This window comes from Lentilactobacillus hilgardii, assembly GCF_009832765.1.
GTDB classification, from domain to species: domain Bacteria; phylum Bacillota; class Bacilli; order Lactobacillales; family Lactobacillaceae; genus Lentilactobacillus; species Lentilactobacillus hilgardii.
The window spans coordinates 2,502,267-2,520,368 of sequence record NZ_CP047121.1 but is presented as its reverse complement, the minus strand read 5'-3'; the positions used below and the strand labels follow the sequence as shown (position 1 = coordinate 2,520,368).

Here is an 18,102-nt window from a genome sequence, read left to right as displayed (position 1 = left end):
TCCAATTCTTCATTCATTGGATGGCTGGCTATGCTTTTTGCCGGTGACATAATAAAAAGCCATTCCCAAAATTTGGAATGACTTAAAATTTAATTTAATGATTTAGCTTAACCTAAAGACCATGCGCTCATGCCTTGTTGGTTGTATAAGCTAACGGCAGCGTCAACTTGTTGTTGAACTGAACCGCCATTGATGTGCATGTTTTGGAATAAACCATAAGCACCACTTGAACTATTACGAACTGATGGTTGCCAGTTTGATTCACGAGAGATGATTGCATCCCAAGTAGCTGCTGAAACGCCGGTTCTAGAAGCCATTTGACTTAAAACAGCGCTCTTTGTGCTGCTGTCGTATGAAGCATTACTGCTTGCTGAAGTTGTGTTTGCAGTAGTGTTGGCAGCTGGTTGGCTGTAACTAGCCTTTTGTTGAGTATTGGTAGTTGACTGAGTGGCTGCTGAAGTAGTGTTGGTAGTAGCAGCTGTGGTCGAAGTTCCGTCAGGAATTACCAATTTTTGACCTGGCATGATCAAATGATTTGAGATGCTGTTTGCGCCTTCGATTGCATTAATTGATGAACCGAATTGTTGCGAGATTGCCCAGACAGAGTCGCCGGACTTAACCGTGTAGGTCGTGGATGCATTTGCACCTGCTGCGCCTGCAAAGAACAAGCCAACGGCAGCTGCTGATGTTGCGAGAATGGTTGTGATAAATTTTTTCAAGATAGACACTCCTATAAGTAGATTCGAGAAATTTCTGTTTCTTTCCAATATGTTAACCAGCAACGATTAACTCCTAAGAGTATAACCGCTTATTGTTACGAGACAATATCGAGAAGTGTACGAGTTTGTGTCGTGGAAGTGACTTATCTTACATTCGAGTAATATATGTAATGTGATTGTCCACCTAAAAAAATAACAGTTATTGCTCATAAACAGGCAATGGAATCGATCACAGGTTTGGTTTGAATGTTACAAAAAGATGTCAGAATATGGCGTTGGTTATCGTGATGCAATAAAAATACTAACTTTTAAAAGGTAATTAATTGTTATTTCGATGCTATTTTTTTAGTTTGAGACTTAAAAGTTGGTTGAAAAGTAATTATTTAATCCTTATTGATAACAAAATAATTATTTTAAAAGTTAATTGACGTCCATACTATTCAATTTATCAATTGACTTTTTAAAAATTGAATTCTACAGAATTGGTAAATCTAAAAAAATAATGATGGTTTTTAATTTCACCAAGTGCATCAAAGTATCAAAGAATAAGTAGCGTGTTAAACTAAAATCAATAATGTAAGCGTTTTAAGAATAAAAGTCATCTAAAGGAGATGGTAAAATGACGGCCACTACTAAAAAACAATTGAGCTTCCTAAGTGTTTTCCTATTGGGCGTCGATGGCATTATTGGCTCCGGGATTTTTTTAATGCCAAGCAGAATCTATGCCAAATTAGGGGATGTCAGTCTTCTACTGATGCCGTTGGCCGGCTTGGCTGTGTTGATGATTGCACTTTGTTTTGCCAACCTTGCCAGTAAAATTCCCGGAGATGGTGGTGCGTGGTTATACACATATACAGCGTTTGGCCGGTTTGCAGGATTTGAAATCGGTATTTTTACTTGGCTGTTGGGTATTATTACAATGGCAACCGAAATTTCAGCACTTGTCACCAGCTTGAAAAGTGTGTTTCCAACCCTGAATCAGCATAGCCATTATCTCGTAGTGGCACTTTTGATATTAGGCGTTTTGACGTTGCTGAATCTAATTGGTTCAAAGTTTATGGATTGGGTTGATAATATTTCAACCATTGCCAAAGTTGGTGTTTTAATATTATTTGTCATTGCCGGTTTGTTCTTTATTCATCCGGCCAACTTTAGTAATCTTTCGGGAACTGTTTCAAATTCAGCACCGCTATTCAACCGTTTTAATGAAGGCTTTGGTATGGTTTTTTATATGTTTACCGGTTTTTCGTTTTTACCAATTGCTGCTTCCAAAATGAAGAAGCCCGAGAAGACGCTGCCGATTGCCTTAATAAGTGTCCTATTGACCTCTGCGCTCCTATATATGATTGTACAAATGACAGCAATTGGTGTTTCCGGCAAGGACCTTGCGACTGATAATGTACCGATTGCGGCTTCGTTCTTTCATTTCGCCGGCCAGCTTGGTTATGATTTAGCTTTGATTGGGATGCTGATTTCAATTCTTGGCGTGGCGCTGTCGATTTCATTTTCCACTCCTTTAATTGCAAGTTCGCTGGCTTCCGAACATCAATTATTACCACGGGTGTTGGGGCATCAAGACAAGCGCGGTGTGCCGATTGTCTCATTACTGCTTTCCTGCGGGATATGTGCCTTGATGCTACTATCAGGGAATTATCTATTCCTTGCATCGTGTATCGTTTTTACATCGTTTGTTCAATATGTTCCTACTATTCTTGCATCGATTCGATTACAAAATCACAGTAAATTGCCAAGAGGTTTCCGGTTGCCGGGCGGCTTATTGATTCCGATTTTGGCACTTCTGGTCACGTCCTATCTGATCTTAAGCTTTTCAGTGAAATTAATGATTGCCGGGATAATCGTTTTTACCTTAAGCGGTGTGTGGTATCTGTATGATGATCGGGATCGGCAAGCCAAAGGGTTGCCAAGAGATATTGCGGACAAAGATAAACCCTTTTAATGATTGACAAACAAAAACGCCTCAACTGGGGAAGCCAGCGGGCGTTTTTGAAATGTTCCAATAGGATGAGTGAGTTGGATTAATGAGTTGACTTTATGTCGGTGACTTTTTTGCGTCGATAAAATTGATACCCACATAGGCCGATTAACCCAATCAATGCGACTAATGAAATGGTTAGGCCACTTTTGAAACCGACGGGGGTATAGGTAAACTTAACAGTGTGCTTACCCTTATTAACATTGATATACATGAACATGTTTGCCCATCTCTTTGGCGTGACGTTTTTGCCATCAACGGTTGCCGACCATCCCTTGGAATATGGAATAGTGGTCGTCATGGTTCGATCATCGCTTGGAGAAGCGATCGTCCCGGTAATAGAACGATCGGTATATTTTGTCACCTTATATGAATTCTTCTTTAAATCCGTAGATAATTGTTTGACTTTATTATTATCAAGGGCATAAAGGAAAACATTTTCCAATGGGGCATGGTTGACATTGGCAAGAATTTGCAAATGAACCGTACGATTCTTATTGGTACCTGTTGCGAAATTTAATAGGGTTTCTTTTGCGGAAGTTCGATATTGTTGCAGTGGCTTGTTGTCAACCAGGTAAGTCAGCGTGTCCTGTGTCATCCGTGGACCAAGTGACATGTAATAAGATGTGTGTTTCTTAACCGGAATGGTTAATGTAAGTCCAGCCGGTTCGGTTTTGTCCTTTTTGCGGATCTGTGAATTAGAGAAGTTGGCGGCAGGGTAGGCATTATCATAAGTGACTTCTGCCGGCCTGATACTTGAGAACAGGTTACCCACTCTGGGGTCAAGTTGGGAAGCAATCTGGTTTTGGTAGGCAGCCGTTTCATTCATATTATTGATTGGGAACATGAATTGACGTCTTGACAGAAAGCCTAGTGGTAATGCATACGGGTTCTTATAAATGTTGATTAAACTGGTATGGGCTTTTTTGGAATAATCTACTAAGTCGGGACGGGAGGTCAGTGGCGTCAAATAATTAAGTGACCGACGCGACTCAACTTTATTTTTAACATGTCGTGGTGTGAAGTAATACTTCATCGATAATAATGAATCTGTAAAGACAGTCCCGTTAGAATAAACGGCATAATAGGTACCACTGGGATTACCGATATTGTTATAGAAATTAGTCGTTGCTGTTTCCAGTGTTGAGGAGAAGACAGAACCACCATAGAAATTACCGGTCATGGCATCGTTTCTGGTTCGGCTAAAGGTGGCCGCGGTTCGATAAAAACCGGGATCCATCTTTTTGGTCTTGGCGCTTGCTTCCCTCATTAATGTTGAAAATTCGGTGTAGTCAGCTGCATCCAGGTAGCCAAGAGTGGCTAACGATACGGTTAGATTGGTACCCATCTCGGCACCGACCAGTAAGAATAATAATAACGGGAAAAAGGCTTTTTTAGGGAATCTGTTCCAGAAGAACAGCAATAAAACAGCCAGTATCAGGAAGACGATGCCTGTTACCAATTTGCCAATGGTTAAGAATTCGAACTTCTTCATGGCAATAGCGATATAAACAAATCCAAGGACAATAATACCCAGTGAAATATCAAATCCAAGCCATGAAAGTCCGTTCTTGAGAATATCCTGAAGTGCCGAAAAGGCAATTAGAATCATTAGGAAAGAGAAAATAAATGAAAAGCGATAGGGATACCACACAGGGAGTGCAAGTCCATGCCAAATAACGTCCAGTGGTTCAAAACACATTGACAGGATTAAAAAGACAAGCAGCAGGCCATTTGCGATCTTCAATCGTTTTTTGATTGATGGGGCAAAAAAGTAATACAGGCACATGATCAAAACAATACTACCAACAAAAATATTTGGCGTTCCTTTTGGTAATTGGGTAAAGTCAAAGGCGCCATTAACAAATTTTGCGATCATTCGAATCGGGTTGTACTCAAAGGTAAAAAAGAAGGGGGATTGAGAAAAATCAGATTTACTTTTTAGAAGCGCGTAAAAGGTCGGAATCAGAATCCATGCGGATAACGCACCACTGATTAAGGAAGCCCCCAACCATTTTAGAAATACCTTTAGATAAGAAGTTGATGTTTGGTAAGCTTTGCATAGTGTAAACACGACAACATAGGCGGATACAAAAATAGCGATCATCCAACCGATGTAGTAGTTAATCATTAAAATGGCTGCAAGGCTAATGATATAGAGCTTACTTGAACTTCCGGAAAGAATATGGGTTAAGCCCAAATAAATGAGCGGTAACAAGATGACGCCGTCTACCCATATGGTATTGAGCTGGTTTGCCACCATCCAGCCCATCAAGGCGTAACATGTTGAAAATGCAACGACCATCCATCCGGTTGTCTTCTGAAGCTTGATGAACATGTAGCCGGCGGTGAGTCCAGCCAAAGCATATTTTAAAATTGTGATGACGCCAACGACTGCAGGAAGTTTGCTGAGCGGAAATAGTAGGATCAGCAGGTTTAAGGGGCTCATGAGGTAATAACTCCACGTTCCCAACATGTCGCCACCCAAGGCTTTATTAAATGAATAGAATATGCCACCTGGGTTATGAAGAAGTGTGGTTCTAAAGTAAGTAAAGAAATCAATGTATTGTTGCCCCATATCGACAGTCATCACCGACGAACTGCCGAACGGCGCAAACTGACGATAAATAAAATAGCAGGTTACTATAATTAGTGGCGCAAGAAAACTGATAATTAATGTATTCCGCTTCGATTTCATTATGAACGGACATCCTTTCAAATATGTTAATACTTATAATATCATACCATTTTGTGCGATACTCTTGGGATCAATTATTAATAATCATAAAAAATCCCCGTCATTGAGAGGAGTTGTTCCGCCCTCAATGACGGAGATTTATGATCATGTCTTTATTCCTAATGATAGGATATCAGCCGACTGTTTTAAACGGTTGTTCAGGATAAGAAGCGTTCCTTTGAACTAATTAAAACATGTATTTAGCTAAACCAGCTGGGAACTTTTTAGCTGAGCTGGTAACACTTTGTGGGATGTCTACTTTCTTAACCTTGTTAAGATCTGCGTAGCTGCCACTTACAGTGCTGGTTGTAGATTGGCCCTTGCTTGTATATTTGATCTTGATATTGGATTTAGTTGGCAAATAGGTCTTCTTATTAACAGTATATTTGAAGGTCAGATGTGAAACGTCAATTTGGCTGGCATTTTGCTTACCGGCTTGACCTGATTGAGCAACCAATACCTTTTTAGCGGTGCTTGTTGCTTTCTTACTGTTGCCATCGTAAGAAAGGGTGTACGTTTTGTCATTGCTCTTTAATTTCAAATCTTTTTTGATGCCCTTAAGGATTTGAGCTGCTGATTGAGCAGACATTTGACTTCGTGTGTTCTTAATGATCTGGCTGTTTTTAGAAACAGTCTGTTTGTACCAAACTTTGTTCATTTGAATGTAAAGAACATTCTTGTTGATATAATAATGGCTGGTTGGTTGGCTTTGATTAGACTGGTTCAAAGCGACAACGAATGGATTCAGTGTAAATGTACCACCATCAATCGTTTGTTGGGTACCTGCACTGGTCTTGGTCTTTAATGTGACGATCGCCTGTCCACTCTTGATTGAGTCGACGGCTTTAGATGACTTGGAAACGACCTTTGATGTGTTGGCACAGCCCCCCAAAGCTAATAAACATACCCCAAAGACAAACAACATTGCTTTCTTCATAAAAAAATTCCTCCAAATTAATTCAAAATATTGTATTCATTGTTAATAAATAGTATTAAACAAATGAACAATTACAATAATCATTCTAACACGTGTAGTACCGTGATAAAATTAAGAATTTCACTCGATTGTTTATGAATCGAAATATTATTTGGTTATGGCATGTTTACAATTGGATTTCTGCAATTTAAACTGGTAAGTATTAACTCATTTCAAGACGGGGGTTGTCATGCTTACCTTTATAATTGTTTGTCCGCTGGTGTTTTTAGCCGGATTCGTGGATGCCATTGCCGGAGGTGGCGGATTGATCTCACTGCCGGCCTATTTAATGACCGGGATGCCGGTTCATTTTGCGATTGGCACGAATAAGCTATCCTCTGCGATGGGGACGGTTGTTGCAACTCTGAAGTTTGCGAGAAGCGGGTATCTTCGTTTGGGCCTGTCTATTTTTACGGTCATTGCTGCTATTCTGGGTTCATCAACCGGGTCACAACTGGCACTTCATGTTTCTGATTTTTACTTTAGAATCATTCTTGCAATTGTTTTACCAGTGACAGCTATCTATTTATTGACCAACAAAAAGGCACTGGGAGCTGCCGGTTTTGTACAAACGGGCATTTCGAATCGACAAATGGTTATCGCTGCTGCTATTTCGTTTGTGATCGGCGGCTATGATGGTTTTTATGGACCGGGAACCGGAACGTTTTTGATTTTACTGCTAACCGGCCTCGACCATTTGCCGATTAACGTTGCTGCCGGCACAACCAAAGTGATTAACCTAACGACCAATATAACTGCATTGGCTGTTTTCCTATTTAACGCGAAAGTTCTTTTACCACTGGGATTAACAGCCGGCCTATTTTCGATCGTTGGTAATTATTTGGGGGCCTCATGGTTTAAAAAAGGCGGCCGAAAAGTGGCTAAGCCGATTATTATTGTGGTTTTGGTTATCTTTTTCTGTAAATTGATGCTCGATTTCTTTAAATAGACATTTGGAAATTGGCTTATGTTAATCGTGGCCGGTTTAATTGAATAACAAAAAATGGACAGGTATTAAAAAGGCGGCTGATCATAGCCGTTCTTCTTACTTGTCCATTTTATAGTAGGATTCTTTATCTGTATTGTTAGTGCCGTTACCGACAACGATTTTCTTCTTACCGGTTTGTTTAACGGTTAAAATGCCATTTTGATTATCTGTGAATAGTGTTCGGATCAGATAGGTTTGCTTGCTGATTTTTTGATAATCGACAGCGTGAAGTCTAAACTGCAGTGTTTTTCCATTGATTGTAGCTGAATTACCGACGGCTGTCTTACTAAATGATAGTGTATAATATACGATTTCTTTGCCACTGGCAGTTGACTCTGTTTTGGCGTTTGACTTCCAATTACCTCGAAGGGCGGTTGGTGTTCCTTTGTGCCAAGTATCCGCGTGACTGGCTAATGGTGTAAAAACTACTGTCAATATAAATGCTGTTACAAAAACGACTATACTTTTCCTGACTGATTGATTCATCTTAAAATACTCACCTCCCAATTCTCCTAATATAGCACCAGTTAGTGGGCTTGCCAACCTTGTCAGCAAAAATTCAACCATTCATCTAACAAAAAAGATTCCGCTCCAACACAAAGTGAGGAGTAGAATCTTTTTTGCCAGCTTAAGCCTTGTAATATTTAGCAGGGTTGGTATTCTTTGTACCATTACCGATAACAATCACTTTACTACTTGATTTTTTAACGTGAAGAGTAAGTGTCACATTCTTTGCAACCTTGGCCTTAATTATGTAGGTATATTTTCCGGTCACGGCGTATTTTGCTGATGTGCCTTTCATTCCTAATTTATTTTTACCAGTGTAGGAATAATCGGAAAGTGCATTTTTGGCGATGGTTACCTTGTCATAAGCCGTTTGCTTTTTTGAACCAACGGCGATACTTGTTGATTTTGTTTTCCAAGTTCCCCGAACGGCTGAAGGTGTTCCCTTGTGCCAAGTAGCAGCGTGTGCAGGTTGTTGTGCAATAAACAAGCCTAATCCTAAAGCTGCCCCCAATGTAATAGAAGCTTTTGTTGCGAATTTAGTCATATTCATATCTATCATCCTCCAATGTCCTTAATATAACACGTGGTTAATGATTTGCCAATAGTTATGGGGTGTTTGAAATATTTTCTTAATCAATGAATTGTCTTAAGGATAAGGACAGTGGGTGTAATCTGACAGGTGGGAAATTCTTCCCAAAATGATTATTTGAACGACTGAAGTAACACCTGAATGCCAAATAGGTGTTATGATAAAAGAACCTTGGCAGGGGCACTTATATGCCTAAGGGAAGTTGCGATGAAGTCATATTTATCTCAACTTCCTTTTTTTGTGGTTAAAGGCTTACAGATGATGAGGAAGATTTGTCCAGCGGGGTGGTCATCTTGCTTAGCGTCCTTTATTTTTAACGGATTATCGTTGTATGATAGGAATTGCCTTGGGAGGACAATGTTTACTTAAAAAGCGTCAAATTGACTATTCAGAAGGATCTGAAGATAGACAATTTGACGCTTTTTGGTTATAGGCTCAAAAATGATTCGTTGTTATAAATTATATTGACTATTCTTTTACCGTATCATTTAATTCCTTGGCCTGATAAAAGTCCGGGAAGACGTGAGCACTCTTGATTCCCCAATAATAAAAGCCAAGGGATGCAATAATAATAACGACAAAGTCCCAAGGATACGGGATCCAATTGATACCGTTAAATTGGTGACTGCCAATGTAGGACATGATTGAAATGAAAATGAGATAAAAAATCATCCACATACTTGACCAAAATGCTTTCCGGGTATTCACATAACCAGCCCGGTACTCGTAGTAAAAATAGAATGGTAATCCTAATAAAATAACCAAAATAACTTCAACGGTTGTTGGCCACATTGCCCAATATACGGCAAGTGAAGCCAAGACAAACGAAAGTGGTGCCATCCAATTTAAATGCTTTAACTTAACAGGACGTTTAAAATCTGGGGCCAATTTTCGAAAGGCAACCGCTGTTACCGGCCCGGTTAAGTACGCAATTAAGGTTGACGTACAGATAACCGTTGCCAAGGTTGCCCATGATCTAAATACAGAAACCATCAGCATACTTAAAACCAGGTTAACAATCATCGCAACCCGGGGAATCCCATATTTTTGATTGATCTTACCTACGAAACTCGGAATATGCTGGTTACTTTCCATCGCGTAAAGTGCTCGGCCTGTTGATGCGGCAAACGAGACACCGGTTCCGACGGGAGAAACGAAGGCATCCATGTAAAGCAAAACGGATAACCAGCGGATTCCCAGCATAATTGCCAAGTCGGCAAATGGTGAATTGAAGTTAATACCACTCCAGCCGTGTGCTGCAACTGCGGATGGCTTAATTGCCGTTATAAAGACACTTTGAAGGACAATGTAGATAATCCCACTAATCAAAAGTGAAATGAAAATGCCATGACCGATATTTTTCTTTGGGTTTTCGATTTCACTTCCCATATTAATAACCGTTTGAAAGGCATTGAACGAGAAAATAATACCGGCTGATGACGTAGCCGCAAAAATCGGTGCTGACCCGTATGGCATAAATTCGTGGAGTGAATGGCCATAGTTTTCGGGATGAAAGCTGGCAATTGTCAGCATAATAATGGTTAGCGTTGGTACCCCGATCTTAAAAACCGAGATTAAACTGGTAAAACTGGTTAGAATTTTAACTGACCAGAAGTTCAAAAGAGTGAAAACCAACATGAATAAGAAAACCACCATTAAGCCTGCTGTGGTAATGGTGCCATTTTTCAAGAATTGATGGGTCCAGTTTGCCCACGACCACGGCCATGAACTCATGTATTGAACGGCAGCAACGGCCTCTATTGGAATTAACGTAATTAATGAAATCCAATTGGCCCATGAAGAAATAAATCCCAGAAGCGGTCCGTGGGAATATTGTGCGTATCGGCTCATCCCGCCGGCTTCCGGAAACATTGCGCCAAGTTCAACATAATCGTAAGCAATTGCGGCAATGACCGCACCCCCGATGACCCATGAAATAATAGCAGCGGGGCCTGCTATTTTCGAAGCTTCCCAAGAACCGAAAAGCCAGCCTGATCCAATTAAGGAACCAAGCGTTAACATTACAAGTTGAAATAATCCAATCTTAGTCGTTTTGTCAGAATCCATTTGTACCTCCTATTTGCAATGACAACCAGTGTAACAAATGAGAAAATTATTGCAAATGAAGTAAAATGAAAAAAGTCGATTGGTGACTATCATGATAGTCAGGAGAAGATTTTATACTTTTTTAGGAATAGTATCGAAATTGTATTTTTATATGATAATGTGCAAAATGCCTGCCTGACAGGAATTTATTTTGAATGCCACGTTTTTCGTGTCAATAGGTTGAGTCATTTTCTTCCGGTTTAACGGTCTCGTTCAATTTTTTTGCCTGATAATAATCCGGAAAAATTTGCCAACTATGAATGCCCCAATAATAAAAGCCTAAAGAGGCAATGATGATGACGATAAAATCAACAGGATACGGAATCCAGTTCATCCCGTTAAATTGATGGCTTCCGGCGTATGAAATAACGGAGATAAAGATGAGATAAACGATCATCCAAAGACTGGACCAAAAAGCTTTACGTGTATTAACAAAACCGGCTTTATATTCATAGTAGAAATAAAAGGGCAGACCCAAAATAATAATTAAAATAACTTCAATGGTGGTTGGCCACATCGCCCAATAAGTTGCTAAGGATGCCAATACAAAAGAAAAAGGTGCCATCCAACCAAGGTGCTTTAATTTCACCGGTCGTTTAAAATCAGGCCCCATTTTTCGAAATGAAACAGCGGTGACCGGCCCGGTTAGGTAGGCAATTAGAGTCGATGTACAGATTACGGTTGCCAGTACTGCCCACGATCGAAAAATAGAAACCATGACCATGCTTAGAATGGTATCGACGATGATGGCGACTCGAGGGATGCCATAGGTGATGTTGATTCTGCCGATAAAGCTTGGGATATGGTGATTGCCTTCCATTGCGTAAAGCGCCCGTGCAGTTGACGCGACAAATGAAACACCGGTTCCAAAAGGGGAGACAAAGGCGTCCATGTAAAGCAAAACGGATAACCAGTGAATACCAAGCAAAATTGCAAGATCGGCAAAGGGCGAGTTAAATTGGATACCGTGCCAACCGGATTTTGCAATCATTGCCGGATCAATGGCGGTAATAAAAGTACTTTGTAAAATGATGTAGAGGACACCACTGATCAATAGTGAGATTGCAATACCACGACCAATATTTTTACGGGAATTTTTAATTTCACTTCCCATGTTAATAACGGTTTGAAAAGCATTAAATGAAAAGATAATGCCTGCAACGGAGGTTGCCGCAAAGACCGATGCCGTTCCATAAGGCATAAAATCATGCCATGACTGCCCATAGTTTTGAGGATGGAACCCTGAAATCGTTAACATAACAATGGTTAAAGTCGGAACACCAATTTTGAAAATAGAAATTAGGCTTGTAAATCTGGTCAGTATTCTGACCGACCAGTAGTTTAGCAATGTAAAAATAAGGATAAAGCCAAAAACAACCAATAATCCGGAATTGGTGATCGTGCCGTCTTTTAAAAATTGATGCGTCCAGTTTGCCCACGACCAGGGCCATGTACTCATGTATTGAACGGCTGCAACTGCTTCAATCGGGATTAACGTGATTAGTGAGATCCAGTTTGCCCAAGCAGCAATAAATCCCAAGAGCGGTCCGTGTGAATATTGGGCGTATTTGCTCATCCCACCGGCTTCGGGAAACATTGCACCGATTTCAACATAATCATAGGCTACCGCACCAATGACCAAGCCACCAATAATCCAGGAAATAATTGAGGCGGGTCCGGCAATTCTGGATGCTTCCCAGGAACCAAACAGCCATCCTGATCCAATGAGTGATCCGAGTGCCAGCATGACTAATTGAAACAGATTAATCTTTGTGGTATTTTTTGAATCCATAGTGTTCCTCCGTTCAGTGTTAAGAATAATTTTAGTCAATTATGAGAAGGATTGCAACTTAATTAACAAACGATTTGAAAGGCTATGAAAGTGAAAAATGATAAAAAGCCAAGATAAGGATGCCTCCCTATCTTGGCTTTATCTATCGATATGATAGCTTTGATCTATGCATTTTTCTAGGACTGTTCCTCAAAGCATCGTTCTACATGTAAGGGATCCCTTTTAAAAATCCAAACCCGGGATTCTTAAAAGGGACGCCTTACACTCCGAACGATAACCGCTTTGATCCACACACTTTTCTAGGACTGTTCCTCAAAGCAGCACCACTCCATATAAGGGATTGATTCGAAAAATCCAAACCCGGGATTTCTCCAATCAACGCCTTATATTCCGGGTGCTAATCGCTTTGATCCACACACTAGTAAATGACCTTTGTTCTCTGGTCACTGAACTCATTAAATGCTTTAATGGTCAGATCTCTATGGCTTGGTCTTAAATCCAAGACGTTTTCATTTCGACCACTGTTTTTGATAAAATCATAAATATAGTCATCGCGGAATCCGATTTTAGCAGCATCCTTTGCTGTATTACCATAATAAGCAACTTTTATGTTGGACCAAATGATCGCACCAAGACACATTGGACATGGGTAGCATGACGTATACAGGGTATAGCCGCTTAAATCATAACTGCCAAGCTTTTTGGTAGCTTTTCGGATCGCGGTAATTTCCGCATGGGCAGTTGGATCCTGATCTTTTAAAACTTGGTTGTGAGCTGTGACTAAAATGTCTTGGCCATTTGCAATGACAGCTCCAAATGGGCCGCCGTCTCCGGTTCTTAAATTATTTTCAGCTTCTTTTGCTGCCAGGGACATAAACTGATCGATATTAATATTTTCCATCTATATAAACACTCCTATCTTGCTGTTTTTGATAATTTTGGTTGTGAATTTTCGGGTAATAGTTGATTTAAAACAATTGCAGTAATGGCTGCTGTGGCAATTGGTGAATCCAGTAAGTATTGCGCAAATGTTGGGACTTCGTTTTTTAAACTACTTGGCATTAAGACCAAGGCTAATGTTAGGATGATGGGGATTCCCAAGATATAGAGATCGCGTTCGGCAAAATGACTTTGACTCACCACTCTTAGGCCATTCAGCATAATCGTTGAACAGATAATCGCAAAGACACCGCCGATAACCGCTGAAGGAATTGCTGCCAAAAGGGCAGACAATTTGCCAACAAAGCTAAAGAGAATGAACCAAACACCGGCACTGATAAAGGCCTTCTTACTGGCAACCCCGGTGATTGAAATAATGCCCGCGTTTGTTGAATATCCTGTAACCGGTGTGGAACCGACCAAAGCGGATACCAGGCATGAAATGCCTTCTCCAAAGACACCGCGGTTGATACGCTGGGGCGTTAATTTAGTGCCAGTAACCGCTGAAACGGCAAACCAAGTACCTGTCGTTTCGGTCATCAATACCATGTAGATAATCAGCATGGTTAAAATTGGCGAAAGTGAGAAGTGAAGTCCATAACTGGTTAAGGAGAATTTGGGTAAGCTGAACCACGGCGCAGTGAGAACTGATTTAAATGAAAATTGTCCCATTAGAGCTGCGGCAATTGTACCAACAGTTAGTGCAATTAAAATTGAGCCTAATCGAAAAATACGATTGTACTGTGGAAAATGCAAACTGATAATCACACAGAATACTAAAGCGCCTGCAGTAATCATACCCAACAAGACATTTGTGTTTAAATTTCCGCTTGCTTGAAAGATATTATCATTGAGAGCCGAGGGGATTAATGATAGGCCCACGTTTGTGATAATGGTGCCACCAACTAGGGAAGGGACAAATTTATGAATCAGTTTGGGCACTGCACGTGTGAATCCCAAGAACAGTACAAAAAATGCACCAACGATAAGTGATCCAAAGATAGTTGCCATTCCTATGGTACCGCGTCCGGCTGCCATATAAATTCCAGCAAGTGCACCAAGTGGCACAAATGATGCACCTTGAGTGACTGGCATCTTCATAAAAACACCGGTTTGCAGGATCGTTCCAACACCAGCTGCTAAAAAGGTCGCTTGAATTAATCCCATTTTGTTTGCTAGTGGTAAGCTCAACATTCCGGCGATGATGATTGGCACTACATAAACGTCCATCGCCAATAAATGCTGTAGGCCTAAAAGTACGGCCTGGCCTGTCGAAATATCTGCGTCAGGCGTAACCATCAGCTGATCAGCAGACTTGGCAACATTGAATGATTTTGTAGATGCTTGGTCAGTTTTCTTCACAAGTATTTTCATCATTACAAAACACCTCTTTATTCAATTTTGACAAGCCTGCCGCCTGCTTGCATCACCCCTGTCAGAAAGTATGACATTGGTGATCTTATTTATAGCCGCCTGATCTTTAAACGAACTTGAAGATCTTAAACATGATCATACGCTGCAGAAGCTGTGCTTTCAATGCTTTTTCATGAAAAACATGATGGTGTTATTACAATAAAGCGTTAAGATTTAACGATAATTGATACTGGGCGTACTGTTATCTTTTTGAAAAAGAGTCATATAATCGCCACCTGAATGTCATAAAACGTAACATAAAAAAGTCCTTTTATTAAAAGGACTTTTAGATTCGTATAAAATACTCTGAGAAGAGATTGGTGACGACTACTTTTACTTTTTTAAAGCAATTATTCTTCAATCATAATTGCTTTGATTCCCTTACCGGCTAAAATACGTGATGCATTATAGGGACCCAAGCCTTTTCTAAAGGTAATATAGACTTTCTTATCCGTTGGAACCTCATTGATTCGGTCACGAAGATCTGACAACGGAATATTAAGGGTTGGCTTGATCGAACCGGCTTCAGGCTTACCAGCTTCACGAATATCCAGGAAAAAGGCGTTATTAAGATCGTCTTGCGGGATATCGGCGAGTTTGATGGTTGCTGTTCGGTTGGTCAATTGATTAATTGCAACGTAACCTGCAATATTCAAAACATCCCTGGTTGATGAATATGGTGGCGAGTAAGGGATCTCAAGGGATGGCAGGTCGGCTACATTTAAATTACCGGTGATCGCAACTGAAAGTTGAGAGATTCGTTTATCAATACCGTTTCTTCCGACCGCTTGACCGCCAAGAATCTTACCGGTCTTGTCCTGGTAAAGCAGTTTAAAGTTGACCCGATCAGCATTTGGGAAGAAGTAGGCGTGATCAAACGGGGTAATAAAGACCGAGCGATAGTCATTAATCCCGGATTGCTGCAACGCTTGTTCCGTGTAACCAACGTAGCTGACGGTTAAGTCAAAGAACTTGGATACACCTGCGCCAATGAATCCCTTATATTCCAAAGGACTACCATTTAGAATGTCTGCCAATAAATGTCCTTGCCGATTGGCGGCACTTGACAACAGACTTGGAATTGGTTGGCCGGTAATGATACTGGTGGTTTCAACAACATCCCCGATTGCATAGATATCAGGTAAATTTGTTTTTAAATGATGATCGACAATGATGTGTTGATCATCTGATAATTTAACTCCAGCGGCACCGGCAACCTGACTGTTGGGTTGGACACCAGTACCCAAAAATAACATATCGGTATGGTGAGCTGACCCATCATCGAAAATTAGGGTTTTGCCATTATCGGTGATTTCTTTGATGGTATGGTTGAGCAGAACGTGAACGCCTTTTTCATCGAGTTCTTGAGCCACAATATCGGCAATTTCAGTATCAAAAGGTGCCGCGACTTGATCGGATTGTTCAACGATTGTCACATCCATATTATTGTTAACAAAGCTTTCGGCAACTTCAATTCCGATAGTGCCGGCGCCCAGGATTGTGACGCGTTTTGGATGACGGGTATCTAAAAAATGCTTGATCTTGTCAGCATCGGTAATCGCACGTAAAACAAAGGCATCATCGGCTTTATCGATACCCTTAATCGCTGGTACGGAAGGACTTGCTCCGGTTGAAATAATGAGTTTGTCATAATTTTCCGTATAGGTTTGATCATTTTGATGGTCAATGACATGGACAACCTTTTTATCGGGATCGATTGAAGTTACTTCGTTATACAGACGAACGTCGATGTTATTTTTTTGCTTCAAAATTTCCGGGGTTCGTTCAATAACTGCTGATCGGTTTCTAATCAAACCACCCAAATAGTAGGGAAGGGCACAACTGGCAACAGAAATTGCTGCACCACGCTCAAAAATAATAATTTCAGCATTTTCATTGATTCGGCGCAAACGGGTTGCAAACGAAGGGCCGCCCGCGATACCGCCAATAACTAGCACTTTCATACATCATTCCTCCAATCAATATATAGCGCTTACATAACTAATTTCATCATACCTGATTGAAGGAGGCGGATAAAGAAAAGACACTCTGGAAACCTATTTTGAGATGAGAGCAATAAAAAAGTAAGACAACAGAAAATTGCCTTACTTTTAATTCTGCATTGATATTTAGTTGGACATGCTTCAAAAATGATCCTATTTCTTTTCCGGTACCGATGGTTCATTCTTTTGATTCGTACGTGCAACCATGACATCACAGTGAGCGTTGCGATTAACAAATGAAGAAACCGATCCTTCAAGTACGCGTTGAAGACGACTCATACCGGTTGCACCAATAACGATCAGGTCAGATTTATGATCACGGGGAAATTCAAAAGCAATGACTGTCTTTGGATTGCCGAAACGGATATGAATGTTGATATCGTCGATTCCCGCATCCTTTTTAACACGAGCAATCAGCTTGTTAAGATAATCGGTGGTATCTTCAACTAAGTTATTGATGACATCGCCATCAACCATTCCACCATAGTTGTAGCCGTATTGGGTTGTGCTAAGGACGTGAAGGACGTCCAAATGGCCATTGTTGTTTTTTGCGATTAAAGCACCTTTAGCTAATGCATCTTCAGCTTGTTTGGATCCATCAACAGGTACCAAGATGGTTTTATAATTGGCTTCCATAAGAAGCGGCCCCCTTGCGATAAATTAATATGTTTATTATATCACTAATTTAGTTTGTTTTAGCTGGAACACAAAATAGTTGTGATTAAACACCTCTGATGAGATCCAAAAAACTAATTTTGGCTTGGCAGGACAATTTCTGCAGTATCTAAAATATGTCCTCTCATTGCATCTTGGAGTTCATTAAGCCAAAACCCATTTTTCAATGGAAGTTCACTATCTAATGCGAAGACTGATAAATGATAATTGTGAACCTTATCAGGGGGATTTGGTCCATTGTAATGCCAAGCAGTATCGGGATCGTTGTTACCAACTAATCCGCCGGCAGTACTATTACGGCCCTGAACCATCGGGACAGTCAGGTTTCGACTATTATCTTCAGGAATTTCCAAAACATCCGGCGAAATATTTGCAGCGATCCAATGGATCCATGGAAATCCGCTGACCGGAACAGCATCCCAATCAATCAATGTTAAAGCTAACGATTTAGCTTCTTTTGGAACACCTGTAATTTGAATTGGAAACGAAATAATTGGACTGCCATTGGCAATATTAGCCGGGGCAGTATGCTTTGCGTATTTATCGGGCAAAAAGCCCTTTGTAAGTGGCACTTTGATGTCCATTCTTCATCACCCTTTCAATATCATCATAAGTCTTTCTACAGGTTAAGAAAATGAATTGCGTTTAATTTGTGTCAAAATAGA

Annotated in this window: 14 protein-coding genes; 2 read left to right on the top strand and 12 right to left on the bottom strand. The window is 40.5% G+C overall.

The window, feature by feature from the left end; all coding sequences use genetic code 11:
• Positions 1-107: 107 nt before the first annotated feature.
• Positions 108-719: a LysM peptidoglycan-binding domain-containing protein gene (locus GQR93_RS11975; protein ID WP_187117482.1), complete on the bottom strand. Its 612-nt coding sequence runs from the start codon at positions 717-719 to the stop codon at positions 108-110.
• Positions 720-1,338: 619 nt separating this feature from the next.
• Between GQR93_RS11975 and GQR93_RS11970 the strand changes: the two genes are divergently transcribed.
• A complete protein-coding gene (locus tag GQR93_RS11970) occupies positions 1,339-2,676 on the top strand; it encodes an APC family permease (RefSeq protein WP_004466465.1) in 1,338 nt (445 codons plus the stop codon).
• 79 nt (positions 2,677-2,755) lie between these two features.
• On the opposite strand, the gene GQR93_RS11965 is transcribed toward GQR93_RS11970, so the two are convergent.
• Together GQR93_RS11965 and GQR93_RS11960 are read right to left on the bottom strand one after the other, a co-directional pair.
• A complete protein-coding gene (locus GQR93_RS11965) occupies positions 2,756-5,410 on the bottom strand; it encodes a YfhO family protein (protein WP_035444658.1) in 2,655 nt (884 codons plus the stop codon).
• A gap of 226 nt (positions 5,411-5,636) precedes the next feature.
• Positions 5,637-6,386: a DUF6612 family protein gene (locus tag GQR93_RS11960; protein ID WP_004466469.1), complete on the bottom strand. Its 750-nt coding sequence runs from the start codon at positions 6,384-6,386 to the stop codon at positions 5,637-5,639.
• Between the two features lie 229 nt (positions 6,387-6,615).
• Here GQR93_RS11960 and GQR93_RS11955 point away from each other — a divergent pair, with 229 nt between their 5' ends.
• Positions 6,616-7,374 carry a sulfite exporter TauE/SafE family protein gene (locus GQR93_RS11955; protein ID WP_004466472.1) on the top strand — a complete coding sequence of 253 codons (759 nt, stop codon included), beginning with the start codon at positions 6,616-6,618 and terminating at the stop codon, positions 7,372-7,374.
• 96 nt (positions 7,375-7,470) lie between these two features.
• On the opposite strand, the gene GQR93_RS11950 is transcribed toward GQR93_RS11955, so the two are convergent.
• From GQR93_RS11950 to GQR93_RS11910, 9 genes are all read right to left on the bottom strand, one after another.
• The gene (locus GQR93_RS11950) at positions 7,471-7,899 is read right to left on the bottom strand and encodes a hypothetical protein (RefSeq protein WP_223802091.1); all 429 of its coding nucleotides are present in this window, start codon (positions 7,897-7,899) and stop codon (positions 7,471-7,473) included.
• A 142-nt stretch (positions 7,900-8,041) separates the two neighbouring features.
• Positions 8,042-8,470, bottom strand: coding sequence for a hypothetical protein (locus GQR93_RS11945; protein WP_223800485.1), 429 nt, complete (start codon positions 8,468-8,470; stop codon positions 8,042-8,044).
• A 507-nt stretch (positions 8,471-8,977) separates the two neighbouring features.
• Positions 8,978-10,576 carry an APC family permease gene (locus GQR93_RS11940; protein WP_004466478.1) on the bottom strand — a complete coding sequence of 533 codons (1,599 nt, stop codon included), beginning with the start codon at positions 10,574-10,576 and terminating at the stop codon, positions 8,978-8,980.
• 211 nt (positions 10,577-10,787) lie between these two features.
• Entirely contained in the window at positions 10,788-12,407 is a 1,620-nt protein-coding gene (locus GQR93_RS11935; protein ID WP_159298797.1) for an APC family permease, read from the bottom strand.
• 418 nt (positions 12,408-12,825) lie between these two features.
• Positions 12,826-13,308 (bottom strand): nucleoside deaminase, encoded by a 483-nt coding sequence (locus GQR93_RS11930; protein WP_004466482.1) that lies wholly within the window; start codon positions 13,306-13,308, stop codon positions 12,826-12,828.
• 14 nt (positions 13,309-13,322) lie between these two features.
• The gene (locus GQR93_RS11925; protein ID WP_375711565.1) at positions 13,323-14,720 is read right to left on the bottom strand and encodes a uracil-xanthine permease family protein; all 1,398 of its coding nucleotides are present in this window, start codon (positions 14,718-14,720) and stop codon (positions 13,323-13,325) included.
• Between the two features lie 389 nt (positions 14,721-15,109).
• A complete protein-coding gene (locus GQR93_RS11920) occupies positions 15,110-16,723 on the bottom strand; it encodes an FAD-dependent oxidoreductase (RefSeq protein WP_004466487.1) in 1,614 nt (537 codons plus the stop codon).
• 192 nt (positions 16,724-16,915) lie between these two features.
• The gene (locus tag GQR93_RS11915) at positions 16,916-17,398 is read right to left on the bottom strand and encodes a universal stress protein (protein WP_004466489.1); all 483 of its coding nucleotides are present in this window, start codon (positions 17,396-17,398) and stop codon (positions 16,916-16,918) included.
• A gap of 113 nt (positions 17,399-17,511) precedes the next feature.
• The gene (locus tag GQR93_RS11910) at positions 17,512-18,021 is read right to left on the bottom strand and encodes a YbhB/YbcL family Raf kinase inhibitor-like protein (protein WP_004466490.1); all 510 of its coding nucleotides are present in this window, start codon (positions 18,019-18,021) and stop codon (positions 17,512-17,514) included.
• Between the last annotated feature and the right edge of the window lie 81 nt (positions 18,022-18,102).

What these genes read in the sequence shown, in the direction of transcription:
- GQR93_RS11970 (WP_004466465.1), top strand. Translation starts at nt 1,339, where the DNA reads ATGACGGCCACTACTAAAAAACAATTGAGCTTCCTAAGTGTTTTCCTA.
- GQR93_RS11965 (WP_035444658.1), bottom strand. Translation starts at nt 5,410, where the DNA reads ATGAAATCGAAGCGGAATACATTAATTATCAGTTTTCTTGCGCCACTA.
- GQR93_RS11960 (WP_004466469.1), bottom strand. Translation starts at nt 6,386, where the DNA reads ATGAAGAAAGCAATGTTGTTTGTCTTTGGGGTATGTTTATTAGCTTTG.
- GQR93_RS11955 (WP_004466472.1), top strand. Translation starts at nt 6,616, where the DNA reads ATGCTTACCTTTATAATTGTTTGTCCGCTGGTGTTTTTAGCCGGATTC.
- GQR93_RS11950 (WP_223802091.1), bottom strand. Translation starts at nt 7,899, where the DNA reads ATGAATCAATCAGTCAGGAAAAGTATAGTCGTTTTTGTAACAGCATTT.
- GQR93_RS11945 (WP_223800485.1), bottom strand. Translation starts at nt 8,470, where the DNA reads ATGAATATGACTAAATTCGCAACAAAAGCTTCTATTACATTGGGGGCA.
- GQR93_RS11940 (WP_004466478.1), bottom strand. Translation starts at nt 10,576, where the DNA reads ATGGATTCTGACAAAACGACTAAGATTGGATTATTTCAACTTGTAATG.
- GQR93_RS11935 (WP_159298797.1), bottom strand. Translation starts at nt 12,407, where the DNA reads ATGGATTCAAAAAATACCACAAAGATTAATCTGTTTCAATTAGTCATG.
- GQR93_RS11930 (WP_004466482.1), bottom strand. Translation starts at nt 13,308, where the DNA reads ATGGAAAATATTAATATCGATCAGTTTATGTCCCTGGCAGCAAAAGAA.
- GQR93_RS11925 (WP_375711565.1), bottom strand. Translation starts at nt 14,720, where the DNA reads ATGAAAATACTTGTGAAGAAAACTGACCAAGCATCTACAAAATCATTC.
- GQR93_RS11920 (WP_004466487.1), bottom strand. Translation starts at nt 16,723, where the DNA reads ATGAAAGTGCTAGTTATTGGCGGTATCGCGGGCGGCCCTTCGTTTGCA.
- GQR93_RS11915 (WP_004466489.1), bottom strand. Translation starts at nt 17,398, where the DNA reads ATGGAAGCCAATTATAAAACCATCTTGGTACCTGTTGATGGATCCAAA.
- GQR93_RS11910 (WP_004466490.1), bottom strand. Translation starts at nt 18,021, where the DNA reads ATGGACATCAAAGTGCCACTTACAAAGGGCTTTTTGCCCGATAAATAC.